This is a genomic window from Paenibacillus sp. TY11 (genome assembly GCF_059772165.1).
Genome location: NZ_JCBAIQ010000023.1, coordinates 66,862 through 86,588 on the forward strand (window position 1 = coordinate 66,862; position 19,727 = coordinate 86,588).

The following is a 19,727-nucleotide window of genomic DNA, read 5'->3' on the forward strand; positions in this document are numbered from 1 at the left end:
TGGTCGTGCATTCCTCCCTTTTGCCGTTGGTATAGTACATCCATCATTGCCAAGGATTGCGGACGAGCTTCGGACCTGAAGAAGTTCGCAGCACCACGGTGCTGGTCCGTCTCTCAAGGATTTCGCGCAGGACGTAGGCGCCGCCCTTCACCTCCAATTGAATATCGATTCGAACATCCAACTGCTCCAGCTTGCGCAAGAGGCCTTCAGCTGTAGAATAATCAATAGTCTCAGAACCATCTATTACGAGATCAAGATCACTGGTTGCCTTCACAGCGGGGTATCCTGTCGCTATTTCGAATCCCGCACTTCCCGCTGGCCCCCAGCGCCAATCCGCCATCATTTCTGCTAACAAGTCCATCAACTGAAGAACAGGCTGCTGCCGTCTCTCTGTAGACAAGGAGTTCCACATCTGACGTTTCACTATCGCATAGGGAGACACGATCTGGCACACCCCCTTCGGGTCCAGGAATGCAGCTTCCCGTTGATTTCGTTCCTGTCCGCGTACTCCGACGGGAATACAACCATCCGCCGACGGATCAGCTCGGCGAACGACCACAAAGGGGGTCCGCCTCAGCGAGGCGGTTACCCACTCCTTGTCTTCATTTAAGGAGAGATATTTCAAATTGGACACTTCAATCAGATCATGTGGACTGATTACCATTGCTCCAAAAGCGCATCTCGAACGCTACGGGTTGCAGTCCGCCCGCCCGCCATAGCTTCTTTGGTCTGCAATCGGAAGCTAAGGTCACGGGGCGCTCCTTTCGTACTCTCGATAGCCTCGGAAATGGTCCTTTCCACGATGCCTACATCACTGCTCTGTGGATCGTCTGCATGGATACCGCTCAGCATCTGATATAATGCTCCCAGAGTACTGTAGCTACGAACGTCGTAGGCCATAGCTGGAACTTTCTTGGTAGCTTCATCAAGCTCGGCAATCGTCCGCTTGGTAATTCGAGCAGCAGAAGCCTTGGACATGGCCTGAATATTGACCTTGCTGTCATCCAGTGCGATCAAACGATTCGATTGCAGCCCATGCGCAAGGAAGCCTCCGGAAATCGCGTTACCGACGATCACACCGATGACCGGATGACCTTCTAATCTAGCGGTTGCGTAAGCATCTGCACTTGCAGCGAGGGCAAGGCTGATACCGACCATTTCTTCCTTATAGCCATAGGCTTGACTCGGTACATCGATGATGGCAATGATCGGACGTTTGGTTTCTTTTTTCTCATCTTGACGGATTGCGTCCCTAATGATTTGAGCCACCGTCCAGCCTTCAAGCATACCAACCTCGCCGTTTCTGACACGCGGGAATCGGTTGGAGGCATCCGGAACAATGGCGACATATCTGCACAATTGCCCGTTCTTTTCCACGTCGGCCGCAAGTACTGAAGGAACATCGCTGACCGGGTGAGCAATGCCCGTCAAGCGGGAGAACCAGCGATAACCTCTACTGTCCGAAATGTCGGTCGCGCCCTCTTTTGCCAGCGGGACAGGCTGCTTCACAGGCTGCATCTGCTTGTAAAATTCGCGATAACGCTCAGGTGTCCAAGGTTCTGTAGGATCAAGATTGCTTAACAGGGTCAGATAGAAATCGATTTGCTCTGTTTTAGCAGGCTTCGCCAGTGCCTTGAGCGCAGTATCAATCGCTTCGATAACTGCATCCGTCGTATCTTCCACCATTTCGTCAATCAATCCGGTTTGGAAGCGCTGGTTGGCTCCGATTGTGTTCCAAATCAAGGCTTTGTCGCTTGAATCGAACTCCATAACCCCTGCTTCCTGCTCAATGACCTCCGGCCCGTTCAGACCGAGGCGCGCTTTCTTCGTAGCAATCAGAGTGGTAAACAATTCTGCAGTAATGGACATTCCCCCAAATGCCCCTACACGGCCCGGGATCAGTCCGATAACAGGAACGTATTTACGCAGAGCAACGATCTGGGTGGCAATCTCCGAAATCGACAACAACCCATAATTCGCTTCCTGTAGCCGAACGCCTCCTGTATCGAAGATCATGATGGGATATAGTTTGTTTCCTCTCTCATTCTCTTCCAGTGCCAGTTCGAGTGCTCCGGAAATTTTGGCCCCGCTGACTTCTCCAATCCCCCCTCCTTGAAAAGCGCCTTCCATCGAAATGATCAAGACCTTCTGTTTGTGTATTTCGCCAAGAGCCAGAATGATCCCGTCATCGCTCTGAGGAACAATGCCTTGCGGCTCTAAGTGAGGGGATTGGATTTTGTCCAACGGCCCAAGTATCTCACGGAAAGTCCCTTCGTCCAGCAACGCTTTGGCTCTCTCGCGTCCATTCAGCTCCACAAAACTATTCTGCATAGTCTAGCACCTCCAGCAATTGCGTAAATCTAAGCATTACTACACCCGGAGTAGCTCCGAAGTCATGAACTGTAATATTGGCAGTAATCGGATAACGGTTAAAAAAACGGATCAGAACATTCTCCCATACTTGTCCAAATCCTTCACTGCCTGTTAAAATGCTGACGTTGGTGGTCTGGTCTTCCACAGGCTCTACAATAATCTCCAAATCCCCCGAACCGACAACACCGATATGTGCCGGCTTACGGATGGACTTCGTAGTCTGGTATTGAAACTGTAATTTTTCCATCCTTCAGAAACACCTCCAATTAAAAGTATCAATCGATAAGAAATAATGTGGCAGCTAGCAGGTCGGCACTGCCTCCGGGCGAGAGTTGTCTAACATTGCAATACTCGGACAAGCGGTAGAGCAGCTTTCTGCCAGACTGGGTTCTTAATCCGTCTGCTGCAAGGAACGCTGCGGACATTCTCTGAATCGCCAGCAGATCCGTCAACTGACCGCGGTGCAGGATGCAGGTATCATCCACACTTGCCATCAAGGCCAATAAAGCTTCTATGCGTGCTTCCACCTCTGTCTTCCCACAAGCCCTGGCGCGCAGCAAAGCAGGCAAAGCTTCGTCCCGGATGTGTGGAAAGCCTAGCTTCGCTTCTTCCTCTGCCCCCACTACCGCGTATCTCTTCTTAACCGATTGTCCATTCGTCTGCTGCACCGGGCGATACCGGTCATGGAACGATGCGATTCTTCCTGCAATACTCATAATCTGATGTGGATCCCGTTCCCTTGGAAAGGCTGCCCGTGCACTGGTTAAAAGGCCAAGGGCCCAAATGGCACCCTTATGTGTATTGATACCGTTCGTTGCACTGAGCATCACCTTCTCGCCTTCCCGCCCGATTAGAGCTATCTTTTCGCGCAAAGTCTGGTCCACCGGGTGAAGGTATGACACAATGGCTATTTCCCGAAACGTATTCTCCAATACTCTCGCGGATGCAAGCATTAGCTCGATGGACATATCTGTATGAGAGCCATTGTCTCTGGCATCGACAAGTCCAGGCTTGGGCGTAAGAAGAGCCTCTTCCATCAGTGCCTTTACAGCTTTGGCAGCCAGAGAAGCCGCGAAAGCTGTATGCTTCATCATGAGCATGGCTTTAAGACCAGCTCCGGAATTTAGCCGGCGGATCATACAATCCGTCTGACCAATCTACGAGGTCGTTGATCGTCTGTGCTGCCAGCAGCGAGCGTTTGGCTTGTCTGCGCATGATCCCAAGATCCTCCGGATAGGCCACGATCCCTCTGTCACGCAGCAGGCTTACATCGCTCTCATTGCTTTCCATCCCTAAAGGCGTTACGCCTCCGATTGCCGCGAGCGCCTTCTTTCTCTCCTCTATGCTGTCCGTCTTGTAGAGGTATGCGATGCCTTCCTCGGTGAGGACGTGGGTGACATCATCCCCGTAAATCATGACCGGCGTAATGGCGAGTCCAGATTCATCCTTCACCTTGACGGCATCTAGCGAATCCACAAATACTGGCTTTTTGTTGGCACCGTATGTTTCAACCATCTGCACGACCAATTTCCGGCCTTTGGAGAGTTCCGTCGGACGCTCGATCATGTCAAGCCAGGCAGGAGTCGCATGTCGCCGTCCCCGAGGATCATGCCCCATATTCGGTGCTCCTCCAAAACCGGACAGTCTGCCGGAAGTAACGGTAGACGAATTGCCCGCGCAGTCCATTTGTAACGTTGATCCGATAAACATATCTACAGCGAATTGGCCTGCAACCTGACACATCGCGCGGTTGGAGCGCATAGATCCGTCCTTGCCGACGAAGAACACATCTGAACGAGCCGCAATGTATTTCTCCATACCGACCTCGCCTCCAAAGCTGTGAATGCTTTCGACCCAGCCGGATTCGATCGCCGGAATCAAAGTCGGATGCGGATTCAGAGCCCAGTGCTTGGCAATCTTTCCTTTCAGGCCGAGCTGCTCACCATAGGTCGGCAGCAGAAGCTCAATCGCTGCAGTATTAAAGCCGATGCCGTGATTAAGCGACTGCACCTGATGTTTTCCATAAATGCCCTTGATCGCCATCATGCCCATCAGGATTTGCAGTTCAGTAATATTCTGCGGATCACGGGTGAACAGTGCTTCCAGTGCGTACGGTTTGTCGGCTTGTACAATGACGTCGACCCAGGAGGCTGGAATATCGGTTCTCGGCAGCTCGTCCACGATTTCGTTGACCTGCACGATCACGATCCCATCCTTGAAAGCGGCCGCTTCCACGATCGTCGGAGTTTCTTCTGTATTGTTTCCGGTATACAGATTGCCCTCGCGATCTGATTTGTCTGCCGCTACCAGCACCACATCTGGAATAAGGTCAATAAAGAGACGTCCGAACAATTCCAAATACGTATGGATGTCACCGAGCTTAAGCGTCCCGTCATCAATCATTTGCGCAACACGCAGGCTTTGGGATCCACTGTAGGAGAAGTCCAGCTTCCCGGCGATGCCTTTCTCGAAAATATCCAAATGTTCGGGTCTTGAAATGCTGGACATAATCATATGCAGATCATGTACCTTGCCAGGATCGACTTCCAGCAACTTTTGGGAAAGGAAGGACGCTTGCTTCTGGTTATCTCCTTCCAGGACGACCTTCGCGCCTGGCTCGATTAGCGCCTCCATCAGGTCGACGATTCGGGAGGAGTCGATGTATTTTCCGTCCAGCCACTTTTCCACCTTTCCTAACTTTTCCTGCTTTTTATCACGTTTTTGTGACCAGGATCGCAGTACTTTATTCATTCTTCTTGCTCCTTCCATTTTCTAATCAGATACTGAGTCGCTTCCAGACCGATCTCGTCCACGGCGATTTGCCGGGTATCCTTGTGGGCTTGCTTGACAAGTCTGGAAAGAGTATGACCCGGCGGCATCTCGATGAAACAGTCAGCTCCCGATTCGACGCAGACAGCCGCCATATCCATCCACCGAACGGGATATGCTACGTTTAGTGCAAGGTCCTCCGCGATTTTTTCCTTGGCTGTCGTCTTTCTGCCCGTATGATTCACCAAATATGGTATTTGAGCGTCCCGCAAAGAAAAAGTGTGTATTTTCAGCAATAGCTTATTGGCTACCTCTGACATCAGCGGGGAGTGTGAAGGAATCGGAACCTTCAGAAGCGCCGTTTTAGCGGTCCCAAGCTCTTTCACATGCATAAATGCTTTATTTAACCCTACCAATGATCCGGATACGACGATTTGCTGCTCTGCGTTTATATTCGAGAGGTAGACTGGCGTCGCCTCACTATGGGAGAGAAGCACGGCTTGTTGAACCTCGGCCTGCGTAAGCCCAATAATCACACCCATTCCATAGCCTTCAGGAAAGGTTTCTTCCATCAACCGGGCACGGAGCCATACGATCCGAAGCGCATCCTCGAACGAGAGAACTCCCGCGATGACCGCCGCAGGAAATGCACCAATGGAATGCCCTGCCACGAATTGGGGCCGGATACCCTGCTCGATCAACCGGTAGGCTATTGCCGTCTCCTTAACGAAGAGTGCCATCTGAATCCAGACCGTTGAGCCCATAGCCTCCTCATCATCACGCAGTTCAGTTCCGATGATACTTGTTGCCTTTTTCACATACTCGGGTACATCTTGGAGCATTCCAGGAACCTGTGACCCCTGGCCGGGAAATGTAAAAACGATGTTCAGAATCTCACCACCTTTAGCGGATTCATTTTCTTTACATTGTTAATTGTAAGAAGTGAGTAAATACCTGTAAAATATATATATTCACATATGATCGATAACCTAGTGGTTATAAAGGAGATTTTTCACTATGGATTATTTGCAGCTTAAGTATTTTCAAGTGACCTCGAAGTATGAGCATGTCACACGTGCCGCGAACGAGTTGTTTATCTCACAGCCTGCCTTAAGTAAAATGATTAGAAACCTGGAGACGGAATTGGGTGTGCAGCTATTTGACCGCGAAGGAAAACATATCGTGCTGAATGAATATGGCAAGAAGTTCCTGAAAAGAGTGAACCAGTCGCTATCAGCGCTAGAGCAAGGCGTATCCGAAGTCAAAGAAATGAAGAACGAAAAGGTAGAGGTCATCACGTTATACGTCGCTGTCGGCTCTATGCTATTGCCCAACCTTGTCGGCAAGTTTCGCGATCTCTATCCTCAAATTAGATTCAACCTGACCCAGCACCCTGCGAAGATGAAGAAAGGACCGGCGTACGATTTTGCGATTACGTCCGAAGAGTTGGCGGACAACGAGCATGCGATCCTGCTGGAGGAGGAAATTTTGCTTGGCGTACCAAAATCTCACCCTCTGAGCATTCAGGACACCGTATTCCTGAAAGATCTAGAGCATGAGAAGTTTATCAGCCTAACACCTGGTAATTCGCTTAGGAAAACAACGGACCTCTTTTTTACTCACATCCCTTTTGAACCGAACATCGTCTTTGAAAGTGATGATCCGGCTACGGTAAGAGGGTTGATTCAAACAGGACTTGGCATTTCCTTTATTCCTTCTATCCTGTGGAGGAACGTCGTAACCGAAGACATCAAGCTGCTTCAAATCAGGGAGCCTCGATGTATGCGAACAATCTATCTGTCCTATCCTACTGGGGAACTGCACACCGATATAGAGAAATCGTTCTTCGAATTCATCATTAGATTTTTCCAAGATATTGCTCAGCATTGACGATTTAGATACCTTTTGACATAATATCTGCCTTATTGTTTTATCATTCTTCGGATTAGTAAGATCAATATCTTTAGAGTATTTAATTTCTATACATGCTTCGTTTCAATTTTTCTGTTTTTGGTTAAGTCAATGCACATAAATGGGTAACAGCTTCATATGATGGAGCTAAACCATTTATAACTAGTTCAGCAGGCAGATTATCTCAGACAGCAAGGAGGGAAATGATGTGAAGACAGTGCGTTGGCTGGTATTATGTCTTGCTTTTCTCACTATGTTTTGTGCTTGTAGTAGACCCCTGTCCTCTGAAAGTCAATCATCTGAAACTAATTTGTTGAACGAAAAAAAGATAACGCTTACATTGTGGTACTGGAACCGTTCTATTGACGATGAACTACTCGCCCAGGCGGAAAAACAGTTTCCCGACATTGAATTAAAAACCCAAAAAATAGGCGGTGACTTCAAAGCCAAACTGAAGACGACGCTCGCAGCTCGTTCCGGTGAACCGGACATCGTTGCTCTGAACGACTGGATGGTGGAGCTGTTTCCCAGTGCGGATCGTTTTTATGATTTAAGGGAACTCGGAGCAGACCGCTTGAAGGATCAATATTTGGAATGGAAATGGAATCAGGGTATCACTCCTGATGGGAAAATGATTGCTTTTCCCATGGATACAGGTCCTACCGCCCTCTTCTATCGAAGTGATTTGTTTGAACAAGCAGGCTTGCCTAGTGATCCTGAAAAGGTCAGTGCCTCCATCCGCACATGGGATGATTACATGGCGGCCGGAGAACAACTTCAGCAGAAATTCGGAAGCCGTTCGTTTTTGGCTGACAATATTGTAAACGTTTACAATCAGATACTCGCCCAACATACGAACCTTTACTTCAAGCCGGATGGAAGCTACATCGGCAATCAATCTCCTGACATCCATCTGGGCTGGAATACCGCTGTGGATTTCCACAGGAAGCATCTGCTCGCCAATGCGGATGGCTGGACTCCCGAATGGAACGCTTCGGTCAATAACGGCAAAATAGCCTCTTTTGTAGGGGCAGTCTGGATGAAGCAAGTTCTCACGGAGGCCGCACCGGATACAGCGGGCAAATGGAGAGTCGCCCGTGCTCCTGGAGGGGACGGTAATCTGGGTGGATCTTTCATTTCTATCCTCAAATCCAGCAAACATCCCAAAGAAGCCTTTGAAGTCCTGACCTGGCTGCAAAACCCGGAACACCAGCTGGATGCCTACCATAAAATCGGGCTGTTCCCGTCCACTCCCGGCGTCTATGACGATCCTGTCATGGAAACACCCGAGCCTTTCTTTGGTGGTCAGGCCACCGGACTGATCTTTGCCGCCTCCGCACGTAATGTCAAAAGCAGCTATTTCGGCGAGCGCTATCCTGTCATCCACGGCATTGTGACCCGTCGCCTTTCCAATGTCGCCAAGCAGGATGCTAATCCCGATGCACTATGGACGGAAACGATGCAACGAATTGAACGGGAATTACAGCGGTAAAAAACAAAATTCAAAAAAGGCGTGTGGACCATATGCTGAGAGAAATCTGGAAGCACCGTGCTGTTTATGCTGCGATCTCGCCGTTTTATCTGCTGTTTGGCATCTTTGGATTGTTTCCGATTGGTTTTTCATTATACCTGGCGTTTCACAAATGGGACGGGATCGGAGTCATGACCTACAACGGCTGGGGCAACTTTCGATATCTTGTGACAGATAACGAATTTTGGCAGGCTGTAGGCAACACCTTTGTGATCTGGGTGTATTCAACGATTCCGATGCTATTCTTCGCACTGATTATTGCATTTCTGCTTTATGCACCTTTTGTGAAAATGCGCACCTTATGGCGAGTTGGATTCTTTTTGCCGAACGTGACATCCATTGTGGCTGTCGCCATCATATTTGGTGCCTTATTTGCCAACAATTTCGGATTTCTCAACTACCTTCTGCAACTCTTGGGGTTGCCGATGGTTCAATGGCTGAATGTGCCATGGGGTATCCAAATTGCCATTTCTTCTATGGTCGTATGGAGATGGATGGGCTATAACGCAATCATCTATCTGGCTGGACTCCAGAGTATTCCGCATGTGCTGTATGAGGCTGCGAAAATGGATGGGGCAACCGGAGCGCAAGCTTTTTTCCGCATCACCATCCCCATGCTGCGCCCAGTCATTCTGTTTACGGTGATTACGTCCACCATCGGTGGTATGCAGCTCTTCACAGAGCCACAGGTTCTGGTAGGTAATGACGGCGGTTCCGGGGCAAGTGGCATGACCATCGTTTTATACCTGTACCGCGAGTCGTTCATTAACAACTATTTTGGATATGGTGCAGCCGTCGGGTGGGGCATGTTCCTCATCATTGCTCTATTCTCCATCATAAACTGGAAACTCGTTCAAGGTAAAAAATAATGATGGGAAGGAGTTTTACATCATGATGCAGACACGTGCAAAATCCGTTATTTTATATGCCGGACTGTTGGTGGGAATCATCCTGTCGATGTTTCCGTTTTACTGGCTGATCGTCATGGCGACCCGTACAACTTCAGACATCTATCGTTTTCCGCCGCAGTTGTGGTTCGGAAGCCATTTCTTGGATAATGTAACGAGGGTATTGCAGCAGATTGATTTTGCCGGAGCCTTTTTTAATACCCTTTTTGTAGCCGGTTCCGTTACCCTATTGGTGCTGTTTTTCGATTCACTGGCCGGTTTTGCATTCGCCAAGTTTGATTTCCCAGGCAAAAAAGTGCTATTTATTATTCTGCTAGCAACGATGATGGTCCCTTCACAACTCTCGCTTGTCCCCTCCTTTGTCATGATGGCCTCCTTTGGATGGGTAGGTACGTTCAAAGCGCTCATCATCCCAGGTATGGTAAATGCCTTCGGCATTTTCTGGATTCGTCAATATGCAGAAGAATCCATTCCAAAGGAGCTGCTGGATGCGGGGCGGATGGATGGATGCAGCTTTTTTCGGCTGTACTGGAATGTAGCACTACCGATTCTACGTCCTGCGTTCGCTTTTCTCGGCGCGTTTACCTTTATAGGAGCCTGGAATGATTACTTATGGCCATTAATCGTCTTAACGGATGAGCGCAAATTCACGCTCCAGATTGCACTGTCCCAGTTGAACGGGATTTACAATACGGATTATGCGATGGTCATTGCTGGCACCCTGCTGGCTGTACTGCCCCTTATTATTTTGTTTCTTTTCATTAGCCGCCAGTTTATTTCCGATCTTGCCGCCGGAGCGATCAAAGATTAGATTTACTTGATTTCCCTTATTCATTTCATGTATAATGGTTAATCGTCATTTCAAATAGCTTACATGACAAAGTCAGGTATCCAATGGACTAGTCAAGATAAGAGATTACGATTTGAACATGAACTATGAACCGAGGGGAACTTTCCGGATGAACAAATTCACATATTATAACCCCACCAAATTAATTTTTGGAGACAATCAAATTGAAGAACTGCAGCAGGAGCTGCTGAATTACGGCAAAAACATTTTGCTGGTATACGGAGGCGGAAGTGTCAAACGAAATGGTCTGTATGACCAGGTATTAAACGCGTTAGAGCCGCTACATCTCAACATTTATGAACTGTCCGGCGTCGAACCAAATCCGCGCCTGTCCACCGTTAAAAAGGGCATCGACATTTGCCGAAACGAAAAGATCGACTTCCTGCTTGCGGTAGGCGGCGGAAGCGTCATTGATTGCACCAAAGCCATCGCAGCAGGGGCTGAATATGACGGCGATGTGTGGGATATTATCAACAAAAAGCACATGCCGACCCAGGCTCTGCCATTCGGTACCCTCCTCACACTCGCCGCCACCGGTTCAGAAATGAATCCAGATTCTGTTATCACCAACTGGGAAACGAACGAAAAATACGTATGGGGCAGCGCGGTGACTCATCCGAAATTCTCGATTTTGGACCCGAAAAACACCTTCTCTGTACCACGGGATCAGACCGTTTACGGCATGGTGGACATGATGAGTCACGTGTTTGAACAGTATTTTCATAATGTCAAAAATACACCGTTGCAGGATCGTATGTGCTTTTCCGTGCTGCAAACCGTGATCGAAACTGCACCTAAGCTGCTGGAGGATTTGCACAACTACGAGCATCGTGAAACGATTTTATATGCTGGAACAATTGCCTTAAACGGAACACTGCAAATGGGCTACTTCGGGGACTGGGCTTCGCATACGATTGAACATGCATTATCCGCTGTATATGATATCCCTCATGCTGGGGGTCTAGCGATCCTGTTTCCCAACTGGATGAGACATACGGTGGATCAGGATGCTGCACGCATGAAGCGGCTGATGCTCAGCATGTTTGACTTGGACACCGTAGGTAAAACAGATAGAGAAATCGCCTTGGAAGGTATTGACCGTCTTAGTGCATTCTGGACAAGTCTCGGTGCCCCTTCCACACTGGCCGATTACAATATTAATGATGAACAATTGGAAAAAATCGCAAACATTGCAGCCCGTGAAATGGAATACGGAGGCTTCGGTAATTATAAAAAGCTGAATCAGGAAGATATTTTAGCTATTTTGCATGCATCGTTATAATATTTAAAAGGGAGTGTCCTCAAGCCTGTGATGGCTGAAGGCACTCCCTTTTGAATGTTATGGCTTTCAATTTTTATAAATTGGCCGTTTGTCCTTTTTCTTCTACTTGGATAGCAGCCCCTACATTGGCACCTGCAAGAATGCCCTTTTTCTTATTAGGATACAGAGAATCCATATAGGTTCGGGTTTCTGCAACTACAATTCCCGACAAGCCGAGCAGTGCAATCAGGTTCGGGAAAGCCATCATTGCGTTAAAGATATCTGCCAGCAGCCAAATCGCATCCAGTTTAATGAACGCGCCCCCGGCAACCAGTACGATGAACAGATAACGGTATGGCTTAATCCACTTGACCCCAAGCAAATATTCAACGCAGCGTTCCCCGTAATAGTTCCAGCCAAGCATGGTGGTGAACGCGAACATAATCAGAATGATCGTGAGCAGTTCTGCCCCCAGCGGAAATGCACTGGAAAATGCTTGCTGAGTCATCAATCCCGCATCCGTAGGACCGCTCCATACACCGCTAACGAGTAGCGTCAATCCGGTCATCACACAAATAACCATGGTATCAATAAAGACGCCTGTCATGGAAATCAACCCTTGCTCCGCAGGCCATTTGGTTTTGGCAGCTGCGGCTGCAATCGGTGCGCTTCCCAATCCGGCCTCATTGGCAAAAATACCTCTGGCTACCCCGCTGCGCATCGCCAGCATAATCGTAGCTCCGGCAAATCCGCCCGTTGCAGATGTAGTCGAAAATGCTGAATGGAGCACAAGCGCGATTGCGGCAGGAAGCTGGTCAGCAAACCGAATCAGTACAATGATACAGATCAGCACGTACAAGCCTGTTTTAAAAGGAACGACCTTCGTCGATACCTTGGCAATGCTTTTGAGTCCTCCAATGGTGACAAGTCCTGTAAGGATAGCAATAATCAGTGCCGTTACAATGGGCGGAACGCCAAAACTGTTTTCAGTCGAAGATACAATCGCTTTGACCTGTGGAAACGTTCCAATCCCGAACAACGCTACCAGCATGCCCGAAAAAGCAAACAGCATCGCCAGCGGTTTAAAACGGCGCCCAAGACCTTTCTCAATATAATACATCGGGCCGCCGGAAAATTGTCCATTCCGATCCTTCACCCGGTATTTTACGGCAAGTACACCTTCCGCATATTTCGTCGCCATCCCAAAAAAGGCTGCAACGACCATCCAGAACAAGGCACCCGGCCCGCCCAGCTTAATGGCTGTCGCTACGCCGACAATACTTCCTGTGCCAACTGTAGCCGCCAACGCCGTACTCAAAGCCGCAAAACTACTTACATCCCCGCTGCCTTCATTCGGGGCCTTACCGATCAGCTTGATCGCCAGGGGCAGGCGGAATACCTGCAACACTTTCAAACGTATGGTCAGCCACAACCCCGTTCCCATGACAAGAATGATGAGGGGCGCCCCCCATATCCAACTGCTAATCGCTTCTAACACATGTACCAAATTCATTTCAACCCGCTCCTCCAGCATAATAAAAAACAAAAAAGAGTCAAATCCGCTGATTCGACTCCTGGAGAGGTTAAAGGCACGAAAAAATACAACCATCTTGTGCAGGTTTCTACCTCTAATAGCTTATAAAAGCCTAGGGCATTCCCTGTCACAGGTTATTCGCGTCTCTGTCCTTTTGCCTGAGAGTTTAAGCAGATGTTCTCTGCGGTGCACCTTCGGCGCCCAATTAAGGGTCTCTCCAGAGTTCTGTCCGTTTACGGTCCCGCTTGTTGCTGTAATCAGCCCAAGCACCTGAGAGTTTTGCCCCTTCGGTCGGAACTTTCGTTCCATCTCCCGCAAACATCAACCAGACATATGAAATTTTTATTCATTATACAGAAAACTTTCAGTTTATTACAAGTGAAAAATTTGTGAAGACCGCTGAGATATCATAATGTGTCTATCAAAAAAGCGGGTATAGCAGATTTTCATCCTTAGGATGTCCCCTGCTATACCCGCCCAAGACGATATAGAGTGAAGCAGATTTACAATTCTTCACCATTGGTTGCAATTACATTTTTATACCAGTTAAATGAGTCCTTTTTGGAGCGTTGGAGCGTTCCGTTACCGTCATCATCCAGATCGACGTAAATAAATCCGTAGCGCTTGGACATTTCGGAAGTAGACATGCTCACAAGGTCGATAGGGCCCCAGCTGGTGTAACCAAGCAGATCAACACCGTCGGTAATCGCTTCCTTCATTTGAACAATATGCTGACGCAAGTAATCAATACGATATGTGTCATGCACAGAACCGTCCTCTTCTACTTTATCATAAGCACCTAAGCCATTTTCCACGATGAACAGCGGCTTTTGGTATCGGTCATATAACGTGTTCAGCGTAACACGCAGGCCGATCGGATCAATTTGCCATCCCCAGTCGGAGGACTGTAAATATGGATTTTTCACGCCGCCAATCAGGTTTCCTGCTGCTTTCTCACCTTCTGGACCTGCAGAAACGGTCAAGGTCATGTAGTAGCTGAAAGAGATATAATCGACCGTGTTATTTTTCAAAATTTCCGCATCGCCTGGTTCTGTGTGTATAACAACATTATTTTCTTCAAAATAACGATTCATGTAGTTGGAATATTCCCCACGGGCATGCACATCTGTAAAAAACAGATTCATCTGGTTTTCATGCTGACTTTTCAGCACATCCTCTGGGTTACACGTATGAGGGTAGCTTTCCATACGAGCCAGCATACAGCCGATTTGAGAGCCCGGGATGATCTCATGCCCTCGTTTTGTCGCCAGTGCGCTTGCCACAAATTGGTGATGCAATGCTTGGTATATCGCTTGCTGCTTATTTTCTACACGGTCAATGACTACCCCACCACCGGTGAACGGACTCATGGTCATCACATTGATTTCATTAAAGGTCAACCAGTATTTTACTTTATCCTTATAACGTGTAAACACCGTTTCGGCATAATTTACGTAGTGCTGTATGACTTCACGACCCAACCAGCCATTATACTTCTGAGTTAGACCTAGCGGTGTCTCATAATGCGACAATGTTACAAGCGGTTCAATACCATATTTGCGCAGCTCATCAAATACATTGTCGTAGAATTGTAGTCCCGCTTCATTGGGCTCGGGATCATAGCCATTCGGGAAGATCCGCGACCAGTGGATGGACATACGAAATACCTTAAAGCCCATTTCCGCGAACAATGCAATATCTTCTTTGTAATGGTGGAAAAAGTCCACACCTTCACGCTTTGGAAAACGGGCATTTACTTTGCCTGCCAAAATGTCTTCGAGTCGCTCGGACGAAATCTCCATAGCATGATCGTTCTTGCGCTCTGCTTTGGGTACATAGGCAACCATGTCCGCACTTGACAATCCTTTTCCATCTACGTCAAAAGCGCCTTCCAATTGGTTAGCTGCAGTTGCACCGCCCCACAGGAAGTTTTTTGGGAATCCTTTTAATGTCTTAGTCATGCTATAAAAACCTCTTCTCTATTTATATTTCACTTTTGTGAATTAATCCCATTAAGTTCTTCAATGTGAATAAGTACCTATTTTCATATCCTCCCGCACTTGGCGTGTGAACACTGAACAATCGTATACTTTATAAGAGGACTGTTCTCCTTTGAAATGCATCGGCAGATGCTTTAAAATAGACATAATGCCTTCATAAGCATCCTAATCGTTGTAACGCGTTTCATGTCAAGTATCTTTTTCTTATGTGAGGAGAAGCATCATGTCGAATCTTGATCAAATTGCAAAACTGGCGGGCTTTTCCAAAGCTACGGTATCCAGAGTGTTAAATCAGTCCCCCCATGTAAGTCACGAAACAAGAACTAAGATTTTGAAAATCATGCAGGAATTAGATTATGTTCCCAATCGAAATGCGATTTCCTTATCCAAGGGTCAGACGCTTCAAATCGGTATCATCACTTCAACTATTAATGAAATTGTTCTCGCTTTTCTGGACAGCTTTGTGGAAATTGCTGGCCAGTATGAATTCCAAACCATTATTTATACTTCTGGAGAAGACAAAAAGAAAGAGCTTCTAGCCTTTGAGGATTTGAAAAGAAAAAGAGTCGATGCACTGGTCATCATTTCCTGTGTAAATGATACCGATTTGTTGAGCACCTACTGCAAGTACGGCCCGATTGTGGCATGGCAACGAATGGAGCATACGGATATTCGCTCCGTCGCTATGGATCAATATGAAGGATACATGCTGGCGCTAAAACATTTGATACAAAAAGGCTATACTCGTATAGCCAATGCTTTTGGCCGTCCGAGCAGCATCAACACTCACAGCAGACAACGAGCCTACGAACAGATCATGAGTCAACACAATCTGCCAGTGTTGCAACACTGGAACCATTCTTCTATCTATAACATCCGTGACGGCGAACAGGTCGTGCGAAATTTGTTACAACATCGGGAGGAATTTCCGGAGGCTATTTTGTGTGCTAACGATTATGTGGCAGTTGGCATTCTCTGTGAAGCGCGCAGACAACTGTTGAACGTACCGGAAGATTTGGCGATTGTGGGGTTTGATAACACAGAGCTGGCGCACACCATGGGAATTACAACGATTCAAAATCCCATTATGGCTCAAGCGCAAAATGCCTTTTTCATGCTTTCCCCTCAGCTGATTGGACGCCAAATGGAGCTTCATTCGCTAGAATACAGCCTCATTGAACGTACGACCACTTAAACTTGCAAACTAGGCAAAAGGGCCTTGGTGTGAAATATTTTTTGTCGAAAGAGAATAAAATATGTTGAAATCGCTTTTTTTTGTGCTACAATAGCACTATATCGAAGGATTGTGACCGGTGATGCGGGCAATGCCTGAGTTCAATTGAGTGCTATTGCTAACAATAGTGTTGAATTGTGCTTAGGCATTTTTTATTGGTAAAGGATGGGAGGGGGAACTTCAATGATTATTGAGAAGGTGCTCAATAACAACGTCCTGTTGACTAAAAACGATAAAGGCAAAGAGGTCATCGTGATGGGAAGAGGTATTTCCTTCAAAAAGGTGGCTGGCGATCAAGTCGATGATCATAAAATAGATAAGATTTTCATGTTAAATGAAAACGAGTTCACGGCCAAACTAACCGAGCTGCTGAACGATATTCCCGTGTCTCATCTGGAGGTCGTGAACGAAATCGTAACCCATGCAACGGAAGTGCTGGATACGGAATTAAGCGATAATATTTATTTAACGTTGACCGACCATATTCATTTTGCTATACAACGGCAAGAAAAAGGACTGGCGCTTCAAAACGCGATGCTGTATGAAATTAAACGCTTTTACAAAAAAGAATTTGAAGTTGGACTAGACGCTCTGCAAAAAATTGAAAATACGCTTGGAGTGAAGTTGGGCGAAGATGAAGCGGGATTTATCGCATTGCATATGGTGAATGCACGAATCGACGGTAACGAAATGAAGTCTACACTGAAAATGACCGAGATTGTCCAACATATATTAAACATTATTACGTATCATTACGGGATTGTGCTGGATGAGTCTTCTTTTAGCTATTCGAGATTTTTGACACATTTGCAATATTTTGCGATGCGAGTGATTCGTAAAGAGGTCATTCACAGTGGTGAAGAATTTTTGTACAACCAGGTGAAGCAGACGTATACCGAAGCTTTTGCTTGTGCCCAAAAGATCAATGAGTATCTGGAAAAAACATACGATCAATATTTAAGCAAGGATGAATATGTATATCTAACTATCCATATTCATCGTGTGACTGAGCGTAATAATATATAAGGTTAAAAACTTCATACTCTCATCGTTCATGGATTGTGACTGGTAAGGCAGGCAAAACCTAAACTGATGGTGAAATCAACGTTCCTCTTTAGGAGAAAGTGCGTTGTTTTCACCACGAGTTTAGGTTTTTCTTGTTTACAAGGTTAAAAAGATGCACGCCGGCGCATCTTAGCAACAGGTGTAAACAGTAAATCCTATCAGTAGTAAGAATAACCCTTAAGGAGTTCTGAACATGAGTGATAAAGAGCTATCTAAAAAAATAGTGACCCTCGTTGGTGGCGAAGAGAATGTCAATTCGGTATTCCATTGCGCTACACGCTTGAGATTTAAATTAAATGATCGTACAAAAGCAGACAAAGCCGCCTTGGAAGCAACGCCTGGTGTTATTACAGTGGTGGAAAGCAGCGGTCAGTTTCAAGTGGTTATCGGTAACAATGTAGGTCAAGTGTTTGAACATATGATGGCAGAAACGAATTTGCAGGATGCGGACAATCCAAATACGAAAAAGGAAGAGTCTTCTGAAAAAACGAATTTTCTCGGTAAAGCGGTCGATATCATTTCCAGCATTTTTTCTCCTCTCTTGGGCGCTCTTGCTGGAGCAGGTTTGCTCAAAGGGATTCTGGCATTAATTTTGTCACTCCATTGGATTAATGATAAAAGCGGTACGTATCTGATCCTAAACGCAGCTTCGGACAGCGTATTTTATTTCCTGCCAGTATTTCTGGCTGTTACATCGTCCCGTAAATTTAAGACAAACACCTTTGTATCGGTGGCAATCGCCGGAGCTCTAGTCTATCCAGCGGTTATAACGGCGGTAAGCAACCCGGAAAGGTTGGCGTTTCTAGGTATTCCGATCATTCTGATTAATTACAGTTCCAGTGTTATTCCAATTATTCTTGCGGTCTGGGTTCAATCCTATGTGGAACGCTGGTTTAATTCCTTTGTCCATCAATCGGTAAAAAATATTATCGTGCCGATGCTTTCGCTCCTGGTCGTTATTCCGTTGACGTTCCTGGCCTTTGGTCCAATAGGCAACATGATCAGTCAAGGCTTGGCGAACGGCTTTACTTGGATATACAATTTAAGTCCATTGATCGCCGGGGCTGTTGCCGGTGCATTCTGGCAAGTGTTTGTTATTTTCGGTGTACATTGGGGCTTCGTTCCTATCATGCTGTCCAATATCGCAACATTGGGTTATGACACGATGCTTCCGATGCTTACAGCAGCTGTACTTTCTCAAGCCGGGGCAACACTGGGAGTATTCCTGAAATCCCGAAATACTCAAATGAAGGCTTTGGCTGGTTCTTCTACGCTGGCGGCTGTATTCGGGATTACAGAACCAACGATTTATGGCGTAACTTTAAAATTGAAAAAGCCATTCATTTATGCTTGTATTTCTGGTGGTATTGGCGGCGCTATTATCGCTTCTGGCGGAGCGACTGCAAAATCCTTCTCCCTGCCTAGTTTACTGGCGTTGCCAACTTATTTTGGAACTGGATTCTTGTGGGTAGTCATCGGTTTGCTCGTTGCCTTTGTACTCGCAGTCGTGTTGGTTATGATTTTGGGCTTTGATGATCCCAAAGAAGAAACAGTAAAAACAGAAGCCGCACCCGTGAAGAAAGAGGCAACAATCGAGAAGGAAATTCTCGTAAGCCCGCTGCAAGGTAAAGTGTTGCCTTTGGAACAATCTTCTGATGTTGCTTTTGCTTCAGGCGCTATGGGTAAAGGGATCCTGATTGATCCCACAGAGGGTGTGCTGACATCTCCTGTCAACGGAACGATTACGACAGTATTCCCAACCGGACATGCGATCGGTATTACTTCCAATGACGGAGCAGAGATTCTGATTCACGTTGGTGTTAATACAGTGAAGCTGAAAGGACAATTCTTTGACAAGCGCGTCAAAGAAGGCGATGTGGTTAAGCAAGGACAACTGTTGCTTGAATTTGATATCGAGCAAATTAAGGCGGCAGGCTATACAACGGCTACACCGATTATCGTAACAAATTCCGCTCAATACCTGGATGTGCTAAACACAATGGAAACTGAAGTGAAGCGTGAGGATTACTTGCTGACTGTTGTGGTCTAACGTTTAACTTACAGACTAAAGAAGCTTTCCAAATGGAAAGCTTCAGATTGTCGAGAAACCCCGTCTTTTTGAGACGCGGGTTCTTTTTCTTTACATAATAATGGTCTGGTATCTGGGAAAAAGGGGTGTTACCCCTGTTTCTCCAGGCGATCCAGGTGGATCGCCATCTTCTTCATGTTCTGCACAGTTGCCGTCATGAGGGCTTGTTCCCTGACGTTCGGAAGTCCGCGCAAACGGCAAT

16 protein-coding genes and 2 riboswitches are annotated in these 19,727 nt (G+C 46.9%); of the genes, 8 read left to right on the forward strand and 8 right to left on the reverse strand.

All coding sequences use genetic code 11. The features are described from left to right. Positions 1–43 precede the first annotated feature (43 nt). Genes AC6EJC_RS22010 through AC6EJC_RS22035 form a run of 6 tightly spaced genes read right to left on the reverse strand, consistent with a single transcriptional unit; the run spans position 44 to position 5,960 of the window. Positions 44–664, reverse strand: coding sequence for a malonate decarboxylase holo-ACP synthase (locus AC6EJC_RS22010; RefSeq protein ID WP_444955794.1), 621 nt, complete (start codon positions 662–664; stop codon positions 44–46). Beyond that, on the reverse strand, positions 658–2,331 hold the full coding sequence (mdcD, locus tag AC6EJC_RS22015; RefSeq protein WP_444955795.1) for a biotin-independent malonate decarboxylase subunit beta: 1,674 nt from the start codon (positions 2,329–2,331) through the stop codon (positions 658–660). The genes AC6EJC_RS22010 and mdcD overlap by 7 nt, the downstream gene beginning before the upstream one ends. Continuing rightward, a complete protein-coding gene (locus tag AC6EJC_RS22020; RefSeq protein WP_444955796.1) occupies positions 2,321–2,620 on the reverse strand; it encodes a malonate decarboxylase subunit delta in 300 nt (99 codons plus the stop codon). The genes mdcD and AC6EJC_RS22020 overlap by 11 nt, the downstream gene beginning before the upstream one ends. Before the next feature lie 28 nt (positions 2,621–2,648). Continuing rightward, positions 2,649–3,473, reverse strand: a complete 825-nt coding sequence (locus AC6EJC_RS22025; RefSeq protein ID WP_444955810.1) for a triphosphoribosyl-dephospho-CoA synthase — start codon at positions 3,471–3,473, stop codon at positions 2,649–2,651. 4 nt (positions 3,474–3,477) lie between these two features. Beyond that, positions 3,478–5,124 (reverse strand): malonate decarboxylase subunit alpha, encoded by a 1,647-nt coding sequence (gene mdcA, locus AC6EJC_RS22030; protein WP_444955797.1) that lies wholly within the window; start codon positions 5,122–5,124, stop codon positions 3,478–3,480. After that, on the reverse strand, positions 5,121–5,960 hold the full coding sequence (locus AC6EJC_RS22035; RefSeq protein ID WP_498475313.1) for an ACP S-malonyltransferase: 840 nt from the start codon (positions 5,958–5,960) through the stop codon (positions 5,121–5,123). Before AC6EJC_RS22035 ends, mdcA begins: the two co-directional genes overlap by 4 nt. 199 nt (positions 5,961–6,159) lie before the next feature. On the opposite strand from AC6EJC_RS22035, the gene AC6EJC_RS22040 reads away from it, so the two are divergent. The 5 genes from AC6EJC_RS22040 (at position 6,160) to AC6EJC_RS22060 (ending at position 11,624) form a co-directional block, all read left to right on the forward strand. Further along, the gene (locus tag AC6EJC_RS22040) at positions 6,160–7,032 is read left to right on the forward strand and encodes a LysR family transcriptional regulator (protein ID WP_444955799.1); all 873 of its coding nucleotides are present in this window, start codon (positions 6,160–6,162) and stop codon (positions 7,030–7,032) included. A 229-nt stretch (positions 7,033–7,261) separates the two neighbouring features. Then, the gene (locus AC6EJC_RS22045; protein WP_444955800.1) at positions 7,262–8,545 is read left to right on the forward strand and encodes an ABC transporter substrate-binding protein; all 1,284 of its coding nucleotides are present in this window, start codon (positions 7,262–7,264) and stop codon (positions 8,543–8,545) included. A 32-nt stretch (positions 8,546–8,577) separates the two neighbouring features. Then, a complete protein-coding gene (locus AC6EJC_RS22050) occupies positions 8,578–9,453 on the forward strand; it encodes a carbohydrate ABC transporter permease (RefSeq protein ID WP_444955801.1) in 876 nt (291 codons plus the stop codon). Between the two features lie 22 nt (positions 9,454–9,475). Further along, positions 9,476–10,303 carry a carbohydrate ABC transporter permease gene (locus AC6EJC_RS22055; protein ID WP_444955802.1) on the forward strand — a complete coding sequence of 276 codons (828 nt, stop codon included), beginning with the start codon at positions 9,476–9,478 and terminating at the stop codon, positions 10,301–10,303. A gap of 148 nt (positions 10,304–10,451) precedes the next feature. Next, positions 10,452–11,624 carry an iron-containing alcohol dehydrogenase gene (locus AC6EJC_RS22060; RefSeq protein ID WP_444955803.1) on the forward strand — a complete coding sequence of 391 codons (1,173 nt, stop codon included), beginning with the start codon at positions 10,452–10,454 and terminating at the stop codon, positions 11,622–11,624. Positions 11,625–11,697: 73 nt separating this feature from the next. Here the strand turns inward: AC6EJC_RS22060 and AC6EJC_RS22065 are convergent, their stop codons facing one another. Together AC6EJC_RS22065 and AC6EJC_RS22070 are read right to left on the reverse strand one after the other, a co-directional pair. Then, on the reverse strand, positions 11,698–13,116 hold the full coding sequence (locus AC6EJC_RS22065) for an alanine/glycine:cation symporter family protein (protein WP_444955804.1): 1,419 nt from the start codon (positions 13,114–13,116) through the stop codon (positions 11,698–11,700). A gap of 157 nt (positions 13,117–13,273) precedes the next feature. Beyond that, positions 13,274–13,368: riboswitch (glycine riboswitch) on the reverse strand. A 17-nt stretch (positions 13,369–13,385) separates the two neighbouring features. After that, positions 13,386–13,462, reverse strand: a riboswitch (glycine riboswitch). 178 nt (positions 13,463–13,640) lie between these two features. Continuing rightward, positions 13,641–15,098, reverse strand: a complete 1,458-nt coding sequence (locus AC6EJC_RS22070) for a glycoside hydrolase family 1 protein (RefSeq protein WP_444955805.1) — start codon at positions 15,096–15,098, stop codon at positions 13,641–13,643. Positions 15,099–15,360: 262 nt separating this feature from the next. Here AC6EJC_RS22070 and AC6EJC_RS22075 point away from each other — a divergent pair, with 262 nt between their 5' ends. The 3 genes from AC6EJC_RS22075 (at position 15,361) to AC6EJC_RS22085 (ending at position 19,486) form a co-directional block, all read left to right on the forward strand. Continuing rightward, the gene (locus AC6EJC_RS22075) at positions 15,361–16,332 is read left to right on the forward strand and encodes a LacI family DNA-binding transcriptional regulator (protein WP_444955806.1); all 972 of its coding nucleotides are present in this window, start codon (positions 15,361–15,363) and stop codon (positions 16,330–16,332) included. A 222-nt stretch (positions 16,333–16,554) separates the two neighbouring features. After that, entirely contained in the window at positions 16,555–17,397 is an 843-nt protein-coding gene (gene licT, locus AC6EJC_RS22080; RefSeq protein ID WP_442434733.1) for a BglG family transcription antiterminator LicT, read from the forward strand. A 232-nt stretch (positions 17,398–17,629) separates the two neighbouring features. Beyond that, entirely contained in the window at positions 17,630–19,486 is a 1,857-nt protein-coding gene (locus AC6EJC_RS22085) for a beta-glucoside-specific PTS transporter subunit IIABC (protein WP_444955807.1), read from the forward strand. Positions 19,487–19,727 lie beyond the last annotated feature (241 nt).